Origin of the sequence: Pseudomonas sp. DY-1, assembly GCF_003626975.1 — a bacterium.
Taxonomy (GTDB): Bacteria; Pseudomonadota; Gammaproteobacteria; order Pseudomonadales; family Pseudomonadaceae; genus Metapseudomonas.
This window is the reverse complement of the sequence record NZ_CP032616.1, coordinates 3184675-3205342: the sequence shown is the minus strand read 5'-3', so window position 1 is coordinate 3205342 and position 20668 is coordinate 3184675. Positions and strand designations below refer to the sequence as shown.

Annotated in this window: 20 protein-coding genes and 3 tRNA genes; 12 read left to right on the top strand and 11 right to left on the bottom strand. The window is 60.6% G+C overall.

The features are described 5' to 3' along the window. Window positions 1-24 precede the first annotated feature (24 nt). Window positions 25-1044, bottom strand: a complete 1020-nt coding sequence (locus D6Z43_RS15125) for an outer membrane protein assembly factor BamD (RefSeq protein ID WP_120652976.1) — start codon at window positions 1042-1044, stop codon at window positions 25-27. Window positions 1045-1191: 147 nt separating this feature from the next. Between D6Z43_RS15125 and rluD the strand changes: the two genes are divergently transcribed. The 3 genes from rluD (at window position 1192) to clpB (ending at window position 5656) form a co-directional block, all read left to right on the top strand. Next, window positions 1192-2166, top strand: coding sequence for a 23S rRNA pseudouridine(1911/1915/1917) synthase RluD (gene rluD / locus D6Z43_RS15120; RefSeq protein WP_120652975.1), 975 nt, complete (start codon window positions 1192-1194; stop codon window positions 2164-2166). After that, on the top strand, window positions 2163-2888 hold the full coding sequence (gene pgeF / locus D6Z43_RS15115) for a peptidoglycan editing factor PgeF (protein WP_120652974.1): 726 nt from the start codon (window positions 2163-2165) through the stop codon (window positions 2886-2888). Before rluD ends, pgeF begins: the two co-directional genes overlap by 4 nt. 203 nt (window positions 2889-3091) lie before the next feature. Continuing rightward, a complete protein-coding gene (clpB, locus tag D6Z43_RS15110) occupies window positions 3092-5656 on the top strand; it encodes an ATP-dependent chaperone ClpB (RefSeq protein WP_120652973.1) in 2565 nt (854 codons plus the stop codon). Window positions 5657-5713: 57 nt separating this feature from the next. On the opposite strand, the gene D6Z43_RS15105 is transcribed toward clpB, so the two are convergent. Together D6Z43_RS15105 and D6Z43_RS15100 are read right to left on the bottom strand one after the other, a co-directional pair. Then, a complete protein-coding gene (locus D6Z43_RS15105) occupies window positions 5714-6055 on the bottom strand; it encodes a PilZ domain-containing protein (RefSeq protein WP_120652972.1) in 342 nt (113 codons plus the stop codon). A gap of 19 nt (window positions 6056-6074) precedes the next feature. After that, on the bottom strand, window positions 6075-8390 hold the full coding sequence (locus tag D6Z43_RS15100; RefSeq protein WP_120652971.1) for a DUF1631 domain-containing protein: 2316 nt from the start codon (window positions 8388-8390) through the stop codon (window positions 6075-6077). 205 nt (window positions 8391-8595) lie between these two features. On the opposite strand from D6Z43_RS15100, the gene D6Z43_RS15095 reads away from it, so the two are divergent. The 3 genes from D6Z43_RS15095 to D6Z43_RS15085 all read left to right on the top strand — a co-directional run bounded on the left by D6Z43_RS15095 (window position 8596) and on the right by D6Z43_RS15085 (window position 8842). After that, window positions 8596-8671 (top strand) — tRNA-Asn (locus tag D6Z43_RS15095). An 8-nt stretch (window positions 8672-8679) separates the two neighbouring features. Continuing rightward, window positions 8680-8756: transfer RNA gene (locus tag D6Z43_RS15090), tRNA-Pro, on the top strand. 10 nt (window positions 8757-8766) lie between these two features. Then, window positions 8767-8842: transfer RNA gene (locus D6Z43_RS15085), tRNA-Lys, on the top strand. A 154-nt stretch (window positions 8843-8996) separates the two neighbouring features. Here D6Z43_RS15085 and D6Z43_RS15080 read toward each other — a convergent pair. From D6Z43_RS15080 to D6Z43_RS15070, 3 genes are all read right to left on the bottom strand, one after another. Continuing rightward, window positions 8997-10295: an NAD(P)/FAD-dependent oxidoreductase gene (locus D6Z43_RS15080; protein WP_120652970.1), complete on the bottom strand. Its 1299-nt coding sequence runs from the start codon at window positions 10293-10295 to the stop codon at window positions 8997-8999. Between the two features lie 60 nt (window positions 10296-10355). Continuing rightward, window positions 10356-10529: a DUF3094 family protein gene (locus D6Z43_RS15075; RefSeq protein WP_120652969.1), complete on the bottom strand. Its 174-nt coding sequence runs from the start codon at window positions 10527-10529 to the stop codon at window positions 10356-10358. An 88-nt stretch (window positions 10530-10617) separates the two neighbouring features. Then, a complete protein-coding gene (locus tag D6Z43_RS15070; RefSeq protein ID WP_120652968.1) occupies window positions 10618-11244 on the bottom strand; it encodes a DUF1780 domain-containing protein in 627 nt (208 codons plus the stop codon). A gap of 134 nt (window positions 11245-11378) precedes the next feature. Between D6Z43_RS15070 and D6Z43_RS15065 the strand changes: the two genes are divergently transcribed. The 4 genes from D6Z43_RS15065 to D6Z43_RS15050 all read left to right on the top strand — a co-directional run bounded on the left by D6Z43_RS15065 (window position 11379) and on the right by D6Z43_RS15050 (window position 13453). Next, window positions 11379-11801: a GNAT family N-acetyltransferase gene (locus D6Z43_RS15065; RefSeq protein WP_120652967.1), complete on the top strand. Its 423-nt coding sequence runs from the start codon at window positions 11379-11381 to the stop codon at window positions 11799-11801. A gap of 4 nt (window positions 11802-11805) precedes the next feature. Then, the gene (locus tag D6Z43_RS15060) at window positions 11806-12273 is read left to right on the top strand and encodes an FAD/FMN-containing dehydrogenase (protein ID WP_120652966.1); all 468 of its coding nucleotides are present in this window, start codon (window positions 11806-11808) and stop codon (window positions 12271-12273) included. Next, a complete protein-coding gene (locus D6Z43_RS15055) occupies window positions 12270-12959 on the top strand; it encodes an energy-coupling factor ABC transporter permease (RefSeq protein WP_120652965.1) in 690 nt (229 codons plus the stop codon). Before D6Z43_RS15060 ends, D6Z43_RS15055 begins: the two co-directional genes overlap by 4 nt. A gap of 278 nt (window positions 12960-13237) precedes the next feature. Further along, window positions 13238-13453, top strand: a complete 216-nt coding sequence (locus D6Z43_RS15050) for a hypothetical protein (RefSeq protein ID WP_120652964.1) — start codon at window positions 13238-13240, stop codon at window positions 13451-13453. A gap of 120 nt (window positions 13454-13573) precedes the next feature. On the opposite strand, the gene yacG is transcribed toward D6Z43_RS15050, so the two are convergent. From yacG to pilB, 5 genes are read right to left on the bottom strand one after another with little or no spacing between them, the layout of a single operon-like run. Next, entirely contained in the window at window positions 13574-13774 is a 201-nt protein-coding gene (gene yacG / locus D6Z43_RS15045) for a DNA gyrase inhibitor YacG (protein ID WP_120652963.1), read from the bottom strand. After that, on the bottom strand, window positions 13771-14382 hold the full coding sequence (gene coaE, locus D6Z43_RS15040) for a dephospho-CoA kinase (protein WP_120652962.1): 612 nt from the start codon (window positions 14380-14382) through the stop codon (window positions 13771-13773). Before coaE ends, yacG begins: the two co-directional genes overlap by 4 nt. Beyond that, entirely contained in the window at window positions 14379-15251 is an 873-nt protein-coding gene (locus D6Z43_RS15035) for an A24 family peptidase (RefSeq protein ID WP_120652961.1), read from the bottom strand. Before D6Z43_RS15035 ends, coaE begins: the two co-directional genes overlap by 4 nt. Before the next feature lie 3 nt (window positions 15252-15254). Next, window positions 15255-16472 carry a type II secretion system F family protein gene (locus tag D6Z43_RS15030; RefSeq protein ID WP_120652960.1) on the bottom strand — a complete coding sequence of 406 codons (1218 nt, stop codon included), beginning with the start codon at window positions 16470-16472 and terminating at the stop codon, window positions 15255-15257. 2 nt (window positions 16473-16474) lie between these two features. Further along, a complete protein-coding gene (pilB, locus tag D6Z43_RS15025; protein ID WP_120652959.1) occupies window positions 16475-18181 on the bottom strand; it encodes a type IV-A pilus assembly ATPase PilB in 1707 nt (568 codons plus the stop codon). Between the two features lie 261 nt (window positions 18182-18442). On the opposite strand from pilB, the gene D6Z43_RS15020 reads away from it, so the two are divergent. Both D6Z43_RS15020 and D6Z43_RS15015 read left to right on the top strand, forming a co-directional pair. Next, complete coding sequence (locus D6Z43_RS15020; protein ID WP_120652958.1) at window positions 18443-18919, top strand: pilin; 477 nt, start codon at window positions 18443-18445, stop codon at window positions 18917-18919. Between the two features lie 67 nt (window positions 18920-18986). Continuing rightward, complete coding sequence (locus D6Z43_RS15015) at window positions 18987-20660, top strand: PglL family O-oligosaccharyltransferase (protein WP_120652957.1); 1674 nt, start codon at window positions 18987-18989, stop codon at window positions 20658-20660. The last annotated feature ends 8 nt before the right edge of the window (window positions 20661-20668 follow it).

Genomic DNA, 20668 nt, shown 5'->3' with positions numbered 1-20668 from the left:
CTTCTTCATTGCATATGGCGTTGCTCAATCGAACAAGCCGAAAGTCATGTAGCTGAACCAGGAACGGTCGTTCTGGTTGGCTTCGGACTCGTGCTCTTCTTCCTGCACTTCATCCTGATTCTCCGGCAGCAGTTCTGCCGGAATTTCTTCCTTGGCGTTTTCGTACTGCTTGATCACATCCTGGGCAGCGCGGGTTTCGCCCGGGGGCAGCGGCGCGTCGCTCTCGATCAGGCCCAAGGTAGCCTTGGCCAGCCAGGAGCGGTTGTCGGCTTCTTCTTCGCGAGCCACGAACTGCCCGTCTACCAGTTGCGGGTGCTCCGGGTAGTTCAGTTTCAGGGTTTCCAGGCTGGAAGCAGCCAGGTCGTTCAGGCCCAGGCGTTGGTAAGCCTCAACCATCACAGCCAGACCGTCGCCGACAGCGGGGGTTTCCTGGAAGTTTTCCACTACGTAGCGGCCGCGGTTGGCAGCGGCGACATAGGCCTGACGGGTCAGGTAGTAGTCGGCAACGTGGATTTCGTAGGCGGCCAGCAGGTTGCGCAGGTAGATCATGCGCTGCTTGGCATCCGGGGCATAACGGCTGTTCGGGTAGCGGCTGGTGAGTTGCGCGAACTCGTTGTAGGAGTCGCGGGCGGCACCCGGGTCACGCTTGGTCATGTCCAGCGGGAGGAAGCGCGCCAGCAGGCCGCGGTCTTGCTCGAAGGACGCCAGACCTTTCAGGTAGTAGGCGTAGTCGGCGTTCGGATGTTGCGGGTGCAGGCGGATGAAACGCTCCGCAGCGGACTTGGCGGCCTCCGGCTCGACGTTCTTGTAATAGGCGTAGATCAGCTCGAGCTGGGCCTGTTCGGCATAGCGGCCGAACGGATAGCGGGATTCGAGGGCCTTGAGCTTGGCGATGGCGGGGGTGTAGCTGCTGTTGTCCAGATCGGCCTGGGCCTGCTGATACAGCTCGGCTTCGCTCAGGTTCTCGTCCACCACTTCTTTGTTGGAGGAACAGGCGGCGGTGAGGGCGAGAGTGGCGATCAGCAGCAGGTGTTTCACTTGCATGGCGGCTTGCGTCCCTGTGACGGCTGGCTGTCTTGGCTGGAGCCGTCCTGTTATGATGGGCGCCCCGGAACCCCCGGGACAAAGACGCAGTATTTAACCACAAGCGCGCAACTGAAACCAAAGGCTGCGCCCCCTCCGTTCCCGAGCATGCCTTCCAATACCAAGCACGTCATTCAACTCAGCGCCGAAGTGCCTTCCGAACTGGGCGGGCAACGTCTCGACCAGATCGCTGCGCAACTCTTTTCCGAGCACTCCCGCTCCCGCCTTTCCGGCTGGATCAAGGACGGGCTCCTCACCGTTGACGGCAGCGTGCTGCGTCCGCGCGACATCGTGCACGGCGGCGCTCTGCTGGAGCTGAATGCCGAGCAGGAGTCGCAGGGCGAGTGGATAGCCCAGGACATCGAGCTGGATATCGTCTTCGAGGACGATCACCTGCTGGTGCTGGACAAGCCCGCCGGACTGGTGGTGCATCCAGCTGCTGGGCATGCCGATGGCACACTGCTCAACGCCCTGCTGCACCATGTGCCGGGGCTCGAGAACGTGCCGCGTGCCGGCATCGTCCATCGCCTGGACAAGGACACCACCGGTCTGATGGTGGTCGCCAAGACCCTCGAGGCTCATACCAGCCTGGTCGCACAGCTGCAGGCGCGTAGCGTGAGTCGCGTGTACGAGGCTGTAGTGGTCGGGGTGATCACTTCCGGTGGCAAGGTAGATGCGCCTATCGGCCGTCATGGCCAGCAGCGTCAGCGCATGGCCGTCGTCGCCGGGGGCAAGCCCGCCGTCAGCCATTACCGGGTGCTGGAGCGCTTCCGTTCCCATACGCACACACGCGTGAAGCTGGAAACCGGCCGTACCCACCAGATTCGTGTGCACATGGCTTATGTGAACTTCCCGCTGGTGGGTGATCCGGTCTACGGCGGTCGCTTCCGCATTCCTCCAGCCGCGAGTCCGACGCTGGTCCAGACCCTCAAGGAGTTTCCGCGCCAGGCTCTGCATGCGCGGTTCCTCGAACTGGACCACCCTGTGAGCGGCGTGCGCATGAAGTGGGAGTCCCCGTTGCCTGACGACTTCGTCTGGCTGCTGAGCCTCCTGCGCCAGGATCGCGAGTCCTTCGAGCAATGAACACCTGGCTGACGCCTGACTGGCCCGCCTCGGCGCGGGTGAACGCGTGCGTCACCACTCGCGAGGACGGATTCAGCCAGTCGCCGTATGAAGGCCTGAACCTCGGCAGCCATGTCGGCGATGATCCGCAGGCCGTGGAACAGAACCGTCTTCTATTGATGTCCAGCCTGGGCTGCCGTCCTGCATGGCTTAGCCAGGTGCATGGCGTTCAGGTTTCCAGGGCCGACCCGGCCCGAGTGGACGAAGCGGACGGCAGCTGGACCGACGAGCCGGGCGTTGCCAGCGCTGTTTTGACCGCAGACTGCCTGCCCGCGCTGTTTTGCGATCGCGCCGGTACCAAGGTTGCCGCTGCCCATGCCGGCTGGCGTGGACTGGCCAACGGTGTGCTGGAGGCCACCCTGGATGCGCTGGCCTTGTCGCCTGAAGAGGTGCTGGTCTGGCTAGGCCCGGCCATTGGCCCCGCTGCATTCGAAGTCGGCCCCGAAGTGCGTGAAGCTTTCGTGGCTAACCATCAGGAGGCTGGACAGGCCTTCCGGCCCAGTGCCAATGCTGGCAAGTTCATGGCCGATATCTACCAACTTGCGCGCATTCGCTTGGCCGCGCGGGGCGTGCATGCCGTTTATGGCGGAGGCTTTTGCACCGTCAGTGATCCCCGCTTCTATTCCTATCGTCGCGCCTCTCGCACCGGCCGTTTCGCCAGCCTGGTCTGGCTGACCGACTGACAGATTTCGCGCCCTGGCCGGAGCGAATCGTATTACGGGCAATTTCCCTCCAGTCTGGAAGCCCGCCGCAACGTCTCTTGATTCCGGTCAATCGCACAAAGGTTGAATCACACAGAATCGTCCCTATCTAAGCTTCATCCCGGCGGGTTTTCGTATCAGGCGCCTTCATCGTGCCGCCCGCTATCTGAAGGAAGGACGAACCCATGCGAATTGACCGTTTGACCAGCAAGCTGCAACTGGCGCTTTCTGATGCGCAGTCCCTGGCGGTTGGCCACGACCACCCCGCTATAGAACCCGTACACCTGGTACTGGCCCTGCTCGATCAGCAGGGCGGTTCCATCAGGCCTCTGCTGATGCAGGTGGGCTTCGACGTGGCGGCCCTGCGCCAGGGCCTGACCCGTGAGCTTGACCATCTGCCGAAGATCCAGAACCCCACTGGCGATGTGAACCTGTCCCAGGACCTGGCGCGCCTGCTCAACCAGGCCGATCGGCTGTCCCAGCAAAAGGGCGACCAGTTCATCTCCAGTGAGCTGGTGCTGCTCGCTTCCATGGACGAGAACACCCGTCTCGGCAAGCTCCTGCTCGGCCAGGGCGTGACCCGCAAGGCGCTGGAGAATGCCATCGCCAACCTGCGTGGTGGCCAGGCCGTGAATGATCCCAATGTCGAGGAGTCCCGCCAGGCGCTGGACAAGTTCACCGTCGATCTGACCAAGCGCGCCGAAGAAGGCAAGCTGGACCCGGTTATAGGTCGTGATGACGAAATCCGCCGCACTATCCAGGTCCTGCAGCGCCGCACCAAGAACAACCCCGTGCTGATTGGCGAGCCCGGCGTCGGCAAGACGGCCATCGCCGAAGGCCTGGCCCAGCGCATCGTTAATGGCGAGGTGCCGGATGGACTCAAGGACAAGCGCCTGCTGGCCCTGGACATGGGGTCGCTGATCGCCGGCGCCAAGTTCCGCGGCGAGTTCGAGGAGCGCCTGAAGGGCGTACTCAACGAGCTCTCCAAGCAGGAAGGTCGGGTCATTCTCTTCATCGACGAACTGCACACCATGGTTGGTGCCGGCAAGGCTGAGGGCGCCATGGATGCAGGCAACATGCTCAAGCCGGCTCTTGCCAGAGGCGAGCTGCATTGCGTTGGCGCGACCACCCTGGACGAGTACCGCCAGTACATCGAGAAGGATGCGGCGCTGGAACGTCGTTTCCAGAAAGTACTGGTGGACGAGCCGAGCGAGGAGGACACCATCGCCATCCTGCGGGGCCTGAAGGAGCGCTATGAGGTGCACCACGGTGTGACCATCACCGATGGCGCCATCATCGCCGCCGCCAAGCTGTCGCACCGCTATATCACTGACCGCCAATTGCCGGACAAGGCCATCGACCTGATCGACGAAGCCGCCAGCCGCATCCGCATGGAAATCGACTCCAAGCCGGAAGCCCTTGATCGGCTCGATCGCCGCCTGATCCAGCTGAAAATCGAGCGCGAGGCCCTGAAGAAGGAAGAGGACGAAGCCACCAGGAAGCGTCTGGCCAAGCTGGAAGAGGACATCCAGAAGCTCGAGCGCGAATACGCCGATCTGGAGGAAATCTGGAAGTCCGAGAAGGCCGAGGTGCAAGGTTCGGCGCAGATCCAGCAGAAGATCGAGCAGGCTCGCCAGGATATGGACGCCGCGCGGCGCAAGGGCGATCTGCAGCGCATGGCTGAGTTGCAGTACGGCGTGATCCCGGACCTGGAACGCAGCCTGCAAATGGTTGATCAGCACGGTAAGACCGAGAACCAGCTGCTGCGCAACAAGGTCACTGACGAAGAAATCGCCGAGGTCGTCTCCAAATGGACCGGTATCCCGGTTGCCAAGATGATGGAGGGCGAGCGCGAGAAGCTGCTGCATATGGAAGAAGGGCTGCACAAGCGCGTCATCGGCCAGCACGAGGCGGTCGTCGCCGTGGCCAACGCCGTGCGCCGCTCCCGCGCCGGCCTGGCCGATCCGAATCGCCCCAGCGGTTCCTTCCTGTTCCTGGGGCCGACCGGGGTGGGCAAGACCGAACTGTGCAAGGCCCTCGCTGAGTTCCTCTTCGATACCGAAGAGGCGATGGTGCGCATCGATATGTCCGAGTTCATGGAGAAACATTCCGTGGCTCGCCTGATCGGTGCGCCGCCGGGCTATGTCGGCTACGAGGAAGGCGGCTACCTGACCGAAGCCGTTCGCCGCAAACCGTACTCTGTCGTGCTGATGGACGAAGTGGAAAAGGCTCACCCAGACGTGTTCAACGTGTTGCTCCAGGTGCTGGAGGATGGCCGTCTGACTGACAGTCACGGTCGCACCGTGGATTTCCGCAATACGGTGGTGGTGATGACCTCCAACCTGGGCTCCTCGCAGATTCAGGAGCTGGTGGGGGATCGGGAAGCTCAGCGTGCGGCGGTGATGGACGCGGTGAGTGCGCACTTCCGTCCCGAGTTCATCAACCGTATCGACGAAGTGGTGGTGTTTGAGCCCCTGGGCCGTGACCAGATCGGTGGTATCGCCGAGATCCAGCTGCAGCGACTGCGCAAACGCCTGGCCGAGCGCGAGCTGAGCCTGGAGCTGAGCCCAGAGTCCTTGGACAAGCTGATTGCCGTGGGTTACGACCCGGTCTACGGCGCCCGCCCGCTGAAGCGGGCAATCCAGCGCTGGATCGAGAACCCGCTGGCCCAGCAGATCCTTGCCGGCCAGTTCGCGCCTGGCAGCAGCATCTCCGCCAAGGTGGAAGGCGACGAGATCGTTTTCAGCTAATCTCCGGCGACACAAAAAAGCCCCGCTATGCGGGGCTTTTTTGTGGTTCTTGTGTAGTCAGGGCGTGCGAATGGACTGCAGCAGGTCTTCAAGAACGGTTGCCTGGTCTTCTGCCAGGTCGATGATATGGAAGCCTGCCCAGCAGTTGTGCTGATCTTCGCCCTTGCGCGTCCACAGGCAATCGGCGCCCAGTCGGATTTCCTCCAGGCCTTCCACCCAAGTCAGTGGGACGAGCCTGCACTCCCACACCGAGTCGGCGACCAGTGGCAGCTCGCTCAGCAGCATGAAGCCATCCATCGACAAGTCGACGATGCGTCCCAGGCGCTGTCCCGAATGCAGATCGAATACTTCCAGCTGTAGCTCTGTGGCATGACGACTGTGCTGGCGACGTTCTTCCATGGCGAACTCCTACGGCGGGCTAGGTGGTGCGGCCGGTAAAGCGCTGCAGTACCCGGTAGATAGCGCCCAGGGCGCGGTCCACCAGTGGGGCGCTGCGTTCCGGCGGAACCAGGCGGGCCAGCCCTTGCTCCATGTCCATGGCCAGCTGGGTAATGGGCACGATCGCCACTCGCTGGCCGCTGTGGTCGACGAACATATAGTTGCGCGTGGTAGGGCTGTACCAGGACAGCTTGAGAGCTCGGGTGTCGGGGCCGTCGATGAATTCGAACCAGGTACCGAACTCCAGGCGCGAGAGATCCCGGATCAAGTCTTGGGCACGATTGGATAGGCTGACAGGGCTCGGTGTGTTGGCCAGCTCCGAGTCCTCGCCGAGCATCTCGCCCAGCTTGCTTTCCGGCAGCGGGCTGTCGATACGTGCAGCCACCTGCGGCTGCTGCGACTGAACGGCATGCTGGCAAGCGACGAGATCCTGAAGTAGGCGGCGAATACCGTCTTCGTGATAGCCACCCAGCAATTCCAGGCCTTTGCGTAGGTCTTCCAGCATTGGAACACGCAGTTGTTGAAGGCGGGCACGGCCGTCGGCGTCCAGCGGGGTTCCGCTCCACGCCAACTGCTCGGCGACCTCCACCGAGCGCTGCCACTCGTTGCTGCGGTCGCCATGGCGGAGCAGGACGAAGACCAGTACGTCGGTCCAGGTGAGTTCGAGGAAGTGCTGGATGATGCCGGGCAGTTCGCGACCGGCCAGGAACCGGCCCACTGTGTCGACTGCCTGCTGACGGGCACCGAGCAGCTTGTCGCGGCCCTTGGCGGCTTCCACGGCGCGCTGTTCGCGCAGTTCCACCTTATGCCTCAATGTGCCGACGTACTCGTTGAACTCATCTAACAGGCTGTCGAACAGCAGCAGGTCTCCGCTGAAGCCATGCACGACACGCTCGACGACCCAGTGCATCTTCGCCAGCAGCCCGCGTTCCTCACCTTCACCGACGTAGAGCACACCGGCTTGTGCCATGCAGTTGAGTAGTCGGCGGGCCGGGTGGTGATGCTGGGTGAAGAGTGCCTTGTCCTGCAGGGCGACCTTTAAATAGGGCGTGTGCAGGTGGGAGAGGGCGGTCTTGTAGACATCGGCCAGGTTGTCGTCGTCGAGGATGAAATCGAAGAGCATGCCCACCAGGTCGATCACGTCCGCTTCGTAATCGGACAGTTTCTGTTGTCCGGGCAGGTTGCTGTGGCTTTCCAGTTGTTGTTGCAGGTCGGCTTTCAGACCTTCAACGCGCTGCGGCTGGCGTAGCTTGCTGGCAAGGTCCTGGGCGGACTGTTGTTGCAGGCGGTTCAGAGCTTCGAGCAGTTCCGCCGCGCTATAGGTGCGGGTTGCGCCTCGCGGGGCAAAGCTCGAGATGCTCGGGGTTCCGCCGGGGAGCGGGGCGTCGCTGTGGTGCATGCGGCGCTCGCCCAGCAGGGCGGCCAGTCCGCTGAACAACTGGCCGGGGTCGCTGGGTGGTGCGCCGGTCAGGTCCAGTGGGCCGCTTGCCTGGGGCGCGGGCGGCGATTGAGTGGGCGGTTGCGCCGCTTTGTCCCCGGGTGGTGTCTTACCCGCTGCCGATGAGGGCGGATGGGGCACACTGGTGGAGCGCTGCACGCTGTACTTGAGGTTGGGCAGCACGCCGGCCTGGATCAAACGTTGGTTGAGGGCCTCATAGACGCTGTCCAGGCCATGCATCACATGCTGGTCGAAAAGCATATAGAGGATGGTTTTGATCCGCAGCGGGAAGGGGTGGGGCTCCAGCGCTTCGCGGAAGGCCAGTGCCACAGCCTGCGGGCCGAACGGGTTGTCGTCGTCTCCCAACTTGCGCCCGCCATTGAGTACCGCCAGGCGCTGATCGAGGGCGAACAGGGACTGCGAACAACGCGACTTGACCCGGCTAACCATATTGGTGACCAGCAGGCTTTCTTCGTACTCCTCGTTTTCCATCAACTGGAGGTGGTCGGCATCCAGCTCGCCAGCTTTCAGCTCGGGCTTCAGCTTGCCGCCGAGGAAGTCTTCGAAACTCTTGGCGATACGCTGGTGGTACGCGCGTTCTATTTGGGGGCGTTGCTTGCGGATGTCCCGCATGCTGTCGAAGAACAGCGTCTGGACCTGATTGTTCTCGGCCTTCTCGGCGCATTCGAAGAGCGTGTCGTCAACCTGGCCGAAAACCCCCGTCAGATGTTCCGCCAACCGGTTCATCACCAGCTTGCGGCAGCTTTGCACCAAATCACCGAAGCGCGGTTGTATGCCGCGGCTGGCCAGGGTCGTCACGGGGCCGGGAGGAGTTGGGGGTCGATCCTGATTGCTCATAGCCGTCCTGTAGGGAGACAGGTCGCGACCACGACCTGCAACGATCTCGCCACGGCTCAGGTATAGCACTCGGGTGGCTATCTGCAAATCATTGTAGGAATTCGTTTTTTTAGGGGTTGACAGGCTGTTCGCTATCCGTAAAATGGCGCGCCTCTGAAGCGCTAAACCAAAGCGGTGAAGCGAAGAAGAGTTGGAAGACCGAAGTTCCGCGATAGCTCAGTCGGTAGAGCAAATGACTGTTAATCATTGGGTCCCTGGTTCGAGTCCAGGTCGCGGAGCCAACTTCCTACGGGGTATAGCGCAGTCCGGTAGCGCGCCTGCTTTGGGAGCAGGATGTCGGGAGTTCGAATCTCTCTACCCCGACCACCTCACATTTGGGTCGTTAGCTCAGTCGGTAGAGCAGTTGGCTTTTAACCAATTGGTCGTAGGTTCGAATCCTACACGACCCACCATACAAGACCTCTCGGGAGGTCCGAAGAAGCGGTAAGGCGAAAGCCTTACCGCTTTTTTGTTTGCAACGATTTTTTGCGTCGCTGCTGGGCTGGATCGCGATGAGTTAGGCAAGGCGGACTCCGGTACTCGAAATCCCACCTTGCCTTGAGTGCGTCAGTGAAGCTTCAGGCGCGGGTCCGTGCTGCGGCCGATGCGATCGCTCAGCATCAGCAGGCCAGTGCGGAAGGCGCCATAAAGTGCCATCTGGTGCATGCGGTAGAGCGAGATGTAGAACATCCGTGCCAGCCAGCCTTCCAGTTTCACGCTACCCATCAGATTGCCCATCAGGTTGCCGACGGCACTGAAGCTCGAGAGCGAAATCAGCGAACCGTAGTCCTTGTACTGATAGTCGTGCAGTGGCTGGCCTTGCAGGCGTGACTTGAACGACTTCACCAGCAGCGAGGCCTGCTGGTGCGCCGCTTGCGCGCGAGGCGGCACGTTGCGTTCAGTGCCGTCCCCCATAGGACAGGCCGCGCAGTCGCCGAAGGCGAAAATATCGTCATCTCGGGTCGTTTGCAGGGTCGGGCGCACAACGAGCTGGTTGATACGGTTGCTCTCCAGACCATCCAGGTCCTTGAGGAACGCCGGGGCGCGAATGCCGGCGGCCCAGACTTTGAGGCTGGCGGGAATCGTTTCACCTTGTGCCGTCAATAGGCCCTCGGCTGTCACTTCCTTCACTGCCGCACCGGTCATCACGGTGACTCCCAGCTTCTCCAGGGTGCGATGCACCGGCGCGCTGATGCGCTCCGGCAGTGCGGGAAGAACGCGCGGGCCGGCTTCGATCAGGGTAATGCGCATGTTTTCCGGCTGAATGCGATCCAGGCCGTAGGCGGCCAGTTCATGGGCCGCGTGATGCAGCTCAGCGGCCAGTTCGACGCCAGTGGCACCGGCTCCGACGATGGCGACACTGATCTGATCGTGGGCGTTCTGCTGGGCGTGGGCGCGCAGGTAGTGGCTGAGCAGCTTGCGGTGAAAGCGCTCGGCCTGCTCACGGGTGTCGAGGAAAATGCAGTGCTGCGCCGCGCCTTCGGTGCCGAAGTCGTTGGTGGTGCTGCCGACCGCAATGACCAGGCTGTCGTAGTCCAGTTCGCGGGCAGGCACCAGCTCGCGCCCATCTTCATCATGGGTGGCCGCCAGCTGGATGACCTTGCGCTTGCGGTCCAGCCCGCTCATGCGGCCGAGCTGGAACTCGAAGTGGTTCCACTTGGCCTGGGCGACATAGTTCAGCTCGTTCTCGGTGGAGTTCAGCGAGCCGGCCGCCACTTCATGAAGCAGGGGTTTCCAGATGTGGGTGAGGTTGGCATCGGCCAGGACGATCTTGGCCAGGCCTTTCTTGCCGAGGGTTCTACCCAGACGGGTAGCGAGCTCCAGGCCGCCGGCGCCGCCGCCGACGATCACGATACGATGGGACATGGGAAAGTCTCGCAAGGCTATAGGAATTCGTGTTCGCCGAGGGCGAGCGCAGGAGGCAGCTCATAGCACCAGTCGGCTCAGGAGGCGGCTGAGGAGGCCCAGCACGACGACGATGGCCAGCACAATCCACAGCAGGCGCCACGGGCGGAACGGCTGGCGTTCCACCTGGTGCTGGGGGAGATTCAGGTACTGGTCGACCTTTTGCTGGTCTTCGGGCGTCAGGCGGCTGGGCATGGGGGCCTCGACTTTGTAGTGGTGGGCATTCTAGCCGGCGAATTCACAGGCGCTCAACGCGCGGCGGGGGAAATTTGAACGAAGCCGGTCAAAGTCCGACTCCTACGTCGAAAAGAATGGTTCGGCCGAGGTTGCTGCGCAGGAAGTCCGGTGCGTCGCCATGGGCGAAGAGCACCCGGGCGAAATTCGACCCCACCAGCGACAGCGAGCGCCAGCCTTGGCGCAAGTATTCGGTGGGAGGTGGAAACGGGCTGTTGAAGTCGGGTGTGGCGCGCTTGAGGTTGACGAAGGCCAGCAGGTCGAGCTCGCCCAGGTCGAGGCCCCGCTCATTATAATTGCGGGCCTTCTTGCGCAGGGTTGGCGCCAGGCGTGCCTGGAGCTCGGCGGCGGCGATGCGCTTTGGGCGACTTTCCCGGCGCACCAGTTGTGCCAGGGAAAAGGCGCTGCGCCGCCGTTCCAGTTCGGCGCGCCATTCCTCGTTGAGGCGGCGCCCTTCGTCCAATACGAAGAACACCTCGAAGTTGGCTTCGCGGAACTGCACGTCCGGCGGTTCCTGACTGGTAGTGAACTCGTCGAGTCGATAGGGCAGGTTGAGCGCCTGCAGGAGCCGCTGGCAGACCCAGCGCTCGCGTTCCCACTTGCGCGCATTCGACAGAAAGTCGTTGGCTTGCTCGGCCTGCCGCGTCAGCAGGCGCAGGTAGTCGGACTCGTTCATGATCCGCAGCTTAGCCTTCCAGTCGGGCCCCTGGGTACCCCTGACGCGCCAGCGGAGACGCTATCGCGACAAATGCGCACAGCTTGACCGGCGCCGGTGCGGTGTAAACTTCCAGCAATTGCCTGGAGTTCACCATGCACATTCGTCCCGTCACTGCCGCGGACCACGCCTCCCTGCTCGAGCTCTGGCGTCGCACGCCCGGAGTTCGCGTACGCGCAGAAGATGAGCTGGAACCGTTCTGCACCTACTTGCAGCGCAACCCAGCCCTCTCCCTGCTGCTCGAAGATGACCACGGACATCTGGTTGGAAGCCTGCTCGTAGGGCATGACGGTCGCCGCGGTTACCTGCAGCACCTGGTGGTAGACCGGCCATTTCGGGGCAAGGGTTGGGCGCGCGCCTTGTTGCAGGAAGCATTACGTCGGCTGACTGCACTGGGTATCCGCAAGTCCCATGTGTTCGTGCTGGAAGATGCGCCTGAGGCGCTGGCGTTCTGGCAGATGCAACGGGGCTGGTCGGAGCGCGAAGACATTCGGGTCTACTCGACCACTGGAGATTGAATCGATGCGGATCTACGTTGGCCTGTTGCTTTGCCTGCTCACCACTTTCAGTCAAGCGCTGGAAGTCGGGGAGCGACTCGCCCCATGGACACTTCTGGACCAGTTCGATCAGCCCTATAGCCTTGACGACGGGCTGAAGGTGCTGCTGGTGGCGCGTGGCATGGACGGCGGTAAGCTGGTGAAGTCAGCACTGGACGGTAAGCCAAAGGGGTATCTGGAAGCGCGTCATGCGGTGTTCGTGGCAGACATCAGTCGTATGCCATCGCTTGTTTCCTCGCTCTTTGCGGTGCCCGCCATGCAGGAGTACAACTATCGCGTCCTGTTGGATCGCGACTCCCGCGTTGCCAGCCGTTATCCGGGCGACGAGTCGCACGTGCTCTGGCTGCAGCTGGACCACGGTACGCTGACGGAGCGCAAGGCGTTCAGTGACGCTGCGGTACTTCGCGCCGCGCTGGAGTCGCTGGTGCCGTGATTGCCGCAGAACTTCTCTCTCCCGAAACCCTGACGCTTGGCTGGGCGATCTACCTCCCAGTGATTGCCTGGGCAATCTGGCGAGCGCCTTGGCTCGAACTGTTCAGTGACTCCCGCCGTCAGCACCTGGTGTTCGGCACTGTGATGGTGCTCTTCCTGCTCTGGCTGATGCGACGGGATTTCGAGTCGGGCTTGTCTTATCACTTCATCGGACTAACCGCGGTTACCCTGTTGCTGGATTGGCCTTTGGCAGTGCTGGGTGGATTGGTCGCACAACTCGGCCTGTTGGCGTTGGGCAAGCAGGATCTGGCAGCCGTGGGCATCAACGGCGCCCTGCTGGTGCTGCTGCCGGTCCTGGTTACCGAGCTTTGCGCCAAGTGGGTTGAGCACTACCAGCCACGCAATCTGTTCGTATACATCTTCTGCTGTGGATTCTTTCCGGCAGCCCTGGCAGCACTGTTTTGCGTGCTGATCGGGCTGGGGTTGTTGTGGATGGATGGCGTCTTCCCGATGCCGCCCTGGCTGGAAGACTTCGTTGGCTACCTCTGGCTGGTGATGTTCCCTGAAGCCTTTATCAACGGCACGGCCGTGACTGCCCTGGTGGTGTTCTGCCCGGATTGGCTGGAGACCTTCAACCGCACCCGTTACCTCCAGGCACCTTGGAAGGATGACGACACGCCGCGTTGATCTCCCAGGATTCGCTCGCCTTATTCCCGGCTGACACCTGATTTGCGTCAAGGATCTCATGCCGCTCGGTTTCGTAGCGTGGATGGTGCTTTTCCATCGGCTATGTCCGCAGGACGTGTTGTAGGCAGCTGCATTGCCCGTAGGAGCTGGCTTGCCAGCGAATGGCGGCGTTTCGCTGGCAAGCCAGCTCCTACAAGGCTCTTGGCCCGATGGTCAATCTCTCGCAACAGCTAACGCAGACGTAGCGTTTCCATCCACCAACATAAGGGGCAGACGACATGGGGATTCACGACTGGGCAAGAACCGCCCTGGAACAGAGCCTGGAGGCAGCCAAACGCGAGGGCTTCAGCGACGAGTTGGCACTACGCGCCCTGCTGAGTGCAGTCGTCGAGCGCAGTGCAATGCTGCGCCCGGCAGATGATCTGGCTCAGGAGCTGACCTTCCTGGCCGACAACCTCGACCCGGAGCGGGACTACAGCTTCATGCGGCCTTGAGTGGGCTTGGCGCCCGCGTTGCGTAGGTTGGCGCAGCGCGTAGCGAAGCCCAACGAGCGAGTTCTTGGTCTGCAATCGATGGGTTTCGCTTCGCTCAACGCCATCCTACGCACTGCCGCTTCAGTGCTCCCGCGGCGGCAGGTCGCCGGAGAAGAGCTCGTCTTCTGTATTGTCGCCGGGAATCGCATGTTCTTCGGCGGCCCAGGCCCCTAGGTCGATCAGCTTGCAGCGTTCGGAACAGAAAGGACGGGACGGGCTTTGCGGGCCCCATTCCACCGGGGCGCCGCAAGTGGGGCACTCCACAGTGACGGGTTGACTCATGGCTGGCCTCCTCGCAGGGTCAGGTAGAAGTTGTGCAAGCGCTCCACTTCGGCACGCAGCCAATCCAGGCCGCGGTCGTTGAGCAGCACGTCGTGGGCATGCTTGAGGCGATGCTCGCGACTGGCCTGCACTTTCAATATGGCTTGGACCTGCTCTTCGGGCACTTTGTCCCGTTGCATGGTGCGCTGAACCTGCATGGCTTCCGGCGCGTCCACCAGCAGCACGCGCTGGGTGAGGCGATGCTGGCCGGATTCAATGAGCAGTGGCGAGACCAGAATGGCGTAGGGGGATTCGGCGCGCGCCAGGTACTGGCTAATTTCCTGACCAATCAGTGGATGCAGCAGCGTTTCCAGCCAGCGGCGTTCGTCCGCGTTCTCGAAAATGCGTTGCCGCAATGCAGCGCGGTCCAGTTGGCCATCCGCTTGCAGCACATCGCTACCGAAATGCTCGGCGATCTTCGCCAGGGCAGGGCGGCCGGGCTCGACTACCCAGCGTGCAGCATGGTCGGCATCCACCAGGTGCACACCAAGCTCGCTGAAGTGGGCAGCGACAGCGCTCTTGCCACTTCCGATACCGCCCGTGAGGCCAAGAATCCAGGGTTTGTTCATTTGAAACCGGCGAATTGCAGATAGGTCGCCGTTATTTGATCACCCCAGAGCAATGCAATCCAGCCGGCAATCGCCAGGTACGGACCGAAGGGGATGGGGGTTGCCGTGTCCTGGTTGCGCAGACGCAGCATGATCACACCCAGCACCGCACCCACGAGGGATGACAGCAGGATAGTCAGCGGTAGCACCTGCCAGCCACCCCAGGCGCCGAGCATCGCCAGCAACTTGAAGTCGCCGTGGCCCATACCTTCCTTGCCAGTCACCAGCTTGAACACCCAGTAAACCGACCACAGGCTCATGTAGCCGGCAACCGCTCCCCAGAGCGCGTCTTCCAGGCTGGCGAACAGGCCCTGGCTGTTGAGGATGAGGCCAAGCCAGAGCAGAGGCAGGACCAGCACGTCCGGCAGCAACTGGTGGTCGACGTCGATCATGCTCATCGCCAGCAGGCCCCAGGTCAGCACCAGGAAAGTTCCGGTCTGCCAGCTGAATCCGAAATGCCATGCCACATAGGCAGATAGCGCGCCGCAAAACAGCTCAACCAAGGGATAGCGCTTGCTGATGGGGGCCTTGCAGGACGAGCACTTGCCGCCCAGCGCCAGGTAGCTCACCACCGGGATGTTCTCCCAGGCGCGAATCTCATGGCTGCAATGGGGGCAGCGGGAGTTCGGCAGGATCAGGTTGAACACCGGTCCCTTGGGTTCCGCCGGCAGGCTCAATGCTTCACGGGCCTGCTCCTGCCAATCGCTAACCATCATCTTCGGCAGGCGGTGAATCACCACATTGAGGAAGCTGCCCACCAGCAGGCCAAGCAGCAGCGCGCAGAAAACAAAGGCCAGCGCGTGGCTGGCCAGAAAGTCGATCAATTGCATGGTTTAGACGACGTTGCCGAGCTGGAAGATGGGGAGGTACATCGCAATGATCAAACCGCCGACCAGCACGCCGAGCACGGCCATGATCATGGGCTCCATGAGAGCGGTAAGGCCATCGACGGCGTTGTCCACTTCGGCTTCATAGAAGCTGGCGACCTTGTCGAGCATGTCATCCAGTGCGCCGGATTCTTCGCCGATGGCGGTCATTTGCACGGCCATGGCGGGGAAGACTCCCGTGGTGCGCATGGAGAAGTTCAGCTGCATACCGGTGGACACGTCCTGCTTGACCTTGAGTACGGCGTTCTTGAAAACGACGTTACCGCTGGCGCCTGCTACTGAATCCAATGCGTCCACAAGAGGAACGCCAGCGGCGAAGGTGGTGGCCAGCGTGCGGGCAAAGCGAGCTACTGCAGACTTGTAGAGGATATCGCCGACGATCGGGAGCTTGAGCACGGTGTGATCAACCCAGTCGCGGAATTTTTCAGACTTCTTGTGGGTCTGTTGAATTAGAAAGCCAGCCGCGAAGAAGCCAAGCAACACAATGAACCACCATTCCTGAAGGAGTTCGGAAAGGTTAATGACCATTAGGGTGAAGGCCGGAAGCTCAGCACCAAAATTCGCGAACACCGACTGGAACTGAGGCACCACCTTGATCAGCAGAATCGCGGAAACAATGATCGCGACCACGACCACCGCAATCGGATAGTTCATCGCCTTCTTGATCTTGGCCTTCAGGGCCTCGGTCTTTTCCTTGTAGGTGGCAATCCGGTCAAGCAGCGTTTCCAGGGCACCTGCCTGTTCGCCTGAGTCCACCAGGTTGCAATACAACTCGTCGAAGTATTCCGGTTTCTTGCGCAGGGAGTTGGCCAGGCTGTTGCCCGAGGAAACCTCCTGCTTGACCTCGTTCACCAGCGTACGCATCGCCGGCTTCTCGAAGCCCTCGCCAATGATGTCGAAGGACTGCATCAGGGGCACGCCGGCCTTCATCATGGTGGCTAGCTGGCGGGTGAACAGGGCGATGTCCAAGGGCTTGATCTTCTTCCCTGCGCTCAGCAGAGAAGTGGATTTCTTGCGTACCTTGGTGGGGTTGATGCCCTGTTTGCGCAGTTGCGCCTTCACCAGCGCCGGGTTCTGGCCACTAAGTTCGCCCCTGACCTTGCTGCCTTTCTTGTCCGTACCTTCCCAGGCGAAGGTACTTGTTTTCAGCGCTTTTTCCGCCATGGTTAATCCTTGGTCACGCGGTTGACTTCCTCAAGGCTGGTAATGCCGTTCATGGCTTTAACCAGGCCTGAGGTTCGCAGGTCATTGAAGCCATCTCGGCGCGCCTGCTGGGCGATCTGGATGGAGTTGCCTTCTTCCATAATAAGCTGCTGCATGGCCGGCGTGATTTTAACCACTTCATAAATACCCACACGGCCCTTGTAGCCCTGGTTGCAGTTCTCGCAGCCGACCGGGCCATACAGCTTGAAGCTGCCGATCCTGGCCTCCGGAAAGCCTTCCTTGACCAGCACCTCACGCGGCACGTCCACTTCCTTCTTGCAATGGCTACACAATTTGCGTGCCAGGCGCTGGGCGATGATCAGGTTGACCGAGGTGGCGATGTTAAAGGCCGGCACGCCCATATTGCGCAGGCGGGTCAAGGTTTCCGCCGCACTGTTGGTGTGCAGGGTAGACAACACCATGTGACCAGTCTGGGCGGCCTTGATGGCGATCTCGGCGGTTTCCAGGTCACGAACTTCACCCACCATGATCACGTCCGGGTCCTGACGCAGGAAGGCGCGCAGGGCCTGGGCAAAGTCCATGCCCTGCTTCGGGTTGACATTGACCTGGTTGATGCCTTCCAGGTTGATCTCCACCGGGTCTTCGGCGGTGGAGATGTTGATGTCCACGGTATTGAGGATATTGATGCCGGTGTAGAGCGATACCGTCTTGCCCGAACCGGTGGGGCCGGTGACCAGGATCATCCCCTGGGGCTGCTTCAGGGCGGCCAGGTACAGCTCCTTTTGCTCCTCTTCGTACCCCAGGGCGTCGATACCCATCTGTGCGCTGGTGGGGTCGAGAATCCGCATCACGATCTTCTCGCCCCACAGCGTCGGTAGGGTGTTGACGCGGAAGTCGATGGATTTCGACTTGGAAATCTTCATCTTGATCCGACCGTCCTGGGGCTTGCGGCGCTCGGAAATATCCAGCGCGGCCATTACCTTCAGGCGCGCGGCAATGCGGCTGGCCAGCTGGATCGGCGGCTTGGCCACTTCATGCAACATGCCGTCGGTACGGAAGCGCACCCGGTAGGAGCGCTCATAGGGCTCGAAGTGCAGGTCCGAGGAGCCGCCGCGGATCGCATCCAGCAGCATCTTGTTGACGAAGCGCACCACCGGCGCGTCGTCGGCGTCCACGCCACCGGGGCTGTCCTTTTTGTCGTCTTCGACTGCCTCGACATCCACGCCATCCAGGTCGACGTCACCGAGGTCCTCCATGCCGCTGTTGGCGGAGTCGAAGAACTTCTCGATGGCATCGCCCAGCTTGTCATCCTCAACCAGGATGGCCTCGGTATTGAGGCCGGTACTGAACTGGATGTCGGTCACGGCTTGGTGATTGGTGGGGTCGGAAATTCCCACGAATAGCTTGTTGCCACGGCGCCAGAGTGGCAGGGCGCGGTGCTGGCGCACCAGCTTTTCGCTCACTAGGTCTTTCGGCTGGGATTCCTTGTCGACGCTGGAAAGGTCGAGAAACGCCACGCCAAACTGCTCAGCCGCCATTTCCGCCAGATCCCGACTCTTCAGCAGCTTGTTCTGTACCAGGTAGGTGATAAGCGGAATCTTGTTGCGCTGCGCCTGCGTATGGGCCTGCAGCGCACTCCGTTCATCTAGCAGATTGGTGATGACCAGTTGCTTGGCCAGGCCGGAAAGTGTAGGGGCGGAGTCGGTCATGGGGCGGTGCCAAAGAAGAATGTTCACAGCCTTATAACGTAGATGGTCTATAGCGCCAAATCTGCAGCTGTTGGGTGACAAATTTGGTCGGTATGTGGCCGGCTATGGCGTTTATACGTGCTTGTTGAGGTGATAGCCGTCTCACGGATGGGGTATGTGGTCGCCTATTGAAGGACGCGCTTCAGGGCATTTAAAGAAGTTGGCACGGCCCCTGCTTGAGTCTGCGTAGGCAAACGGCCTACAACATTTGAGGATGACTAGATGAAAGCCCAGAAAGGTTTTACGTTGATCGAGCTGATGATTGTGGTAGCGATTATCGGCATTCTCGCTGCAGTCGCCCTGCCGGCCTATCAGGACTACACCAAGCGAGCCAAAATGTCGGAGGTTGTTCTGGCGGCTTCCGCATGCCGTACCACCGTGACTGAAGTTGTGCAGTCTTCTAGTACTTCACTGCCTGCCGCTGATGCGTGGGGCTGTGAGTCCGCTTCCCAGACCTCCCGCTACGTCAAGGCAGTTTCTACTACTGCTGCAGGTGTGATTAGCGTGCAGGCAACTGGCTTCAACGATACTGCTATTGATGACAAGTACATCACCTTGACTCCTTACACTGATGGTGCTGCTACCGCTGCTCTGACTGCCAGCGATGCCGGTAAGACTGTTGCTGCGTGGAAGTGCGGGCCTGCTAGCTCCAACGGCGTACCGGCTAAGTTCCTGCCAGGCTCCTGCCGCGGCAACTAACTAGTTAATTTGTATAAGGGGGGGATGCATTGCATCCCCCCTTTTTGTTTGTGATTCGGGAGGGGGGATGGAAAGGGTTCCTATAGTTCCGGTGCTGGCCAGCGGCATCATGTTGGTATTGTCTTGGGTGCTACCTAATCACTATTATCCATGGGTCGCGTTCTACAGCGACTATCTGGCATTTCTGGCATTGGGAACTCTGGGTGTGTGCTTCGTTTTCCACCGAAGGCTGTCACTCTCGGCGTGTTCGATATTGCTGCTATTGCTCGCGCTGGTTCCTTGGGGGCAGTGGCTAGCAGGTCAAGTGGTCTTTTTGGGGGATGCGTCGATCTCCAGCCTTTATCTCGCGGGGCTGGCATATGCTGTAATTCTTGGGAGAATGGCATTCACATCTTGGGGGCGGGATTCTTTCGAGATATTGTCATGGGTCTTTTTGGTCGGAGCAATACTGTCCTGTTGGGTTGTTCTGGTCCAATGGCTGAGACTTGATGGAGGAATCTGGGTCGTCGACATGCGTCTTGACGGGCGCCCATACGCGAATCTAGCTCAGCCTAACAACCTGGCAACTCTGCTCCTCATGGCCGTTGCGTCACTCTTGTATCTGAGGGAAAAGCGGCGATTGCAGTGGTGGTCGGCAAGCATGATTGCCTTGACCCTCATATTTTGTCTGGTTCTGACGCAGTCCCGAACGCCTTGGTTGGGAGTCTTGTGTCTCTTCGGTTGGCATTTCTACTGTTATAGAGCATTTGGTTTGAGGCTTTCGCCTATCAGGTTATTGCCTTGGATCGCTGTATATGCGCTGTTGGTGTTGGCGCTCCCTGTCATCGCGGATGCCATGCACTTGACAGCCTACAGTGTTGCTGAACGCGCTCAGGCGCTTCATCGTTTGGCGCTATGGAAGCAGATGTTGGTCGCCGTCTATCACGGCGGTTGGTGGGGATATGGGTGGAACCAAGTCAGCACAGCGCAAGTCGCTGTCTCGTTGATCGAACCGGTCTCCATTATGACAGAACATGCACACAATATTGTGTTGGACATGCTGATCTGGAATGGCCCCTTGTTAGGTTTGGCAGCTGTTGCTCTTATCTCTTTCCATTTCTTGCGGCTAGCCAGTAGATCAGATAGTTCGGAAGGCTTTTATGCGTGGCTAGTAATTGGGCTGGTTTTTTTACACGGAATGTTGGAGCTTCCGCTTGAGTATGCATATTTCCTGATCCCCGTTGGCTTTTTGATTGGCTTGATTGAGGCGGAGCAGGGGGCTCCAGATTTGGTGTCTCTACCCCGTTTCCTGGGGGGGGGCATCTGGATGGTCGGTGTGCTGGTATTGGGACTGGTCTGGGTGGAGTACAGGAAACTGGAAGATGATTATCGGTTGATGCGTTTTGAGACCGCTCGAATCGGTGACCACAGGGCCGGGCAATCTGCGCCTGATGTATGGCTTTTGAGCAATTTGAGGGAGTTTGTGCGATTCGCAAGAACTGAGGCTCGTCCAGATATGCCTGTCGGCGAACTTGAATGGATGAGGCGAGTGGCGCATCGGTACCCTTATCCGCCCAGTCTGTTTCGGTACTCCTTGGCTCTTGGCCTAAATGGCCATTCGCAGGCTGCAAGGTTGGAAATGATGCGCCTGCAAGCGCTACATGGCGACGAAACGTATGCCGAGGCCCAGCGAGGATTGGTCATTCTTTCCAAGCGTTATCCGCAATTGGCAGGAATGCTCTCGGCTGAGTCGACCGATTGAAATTCGAC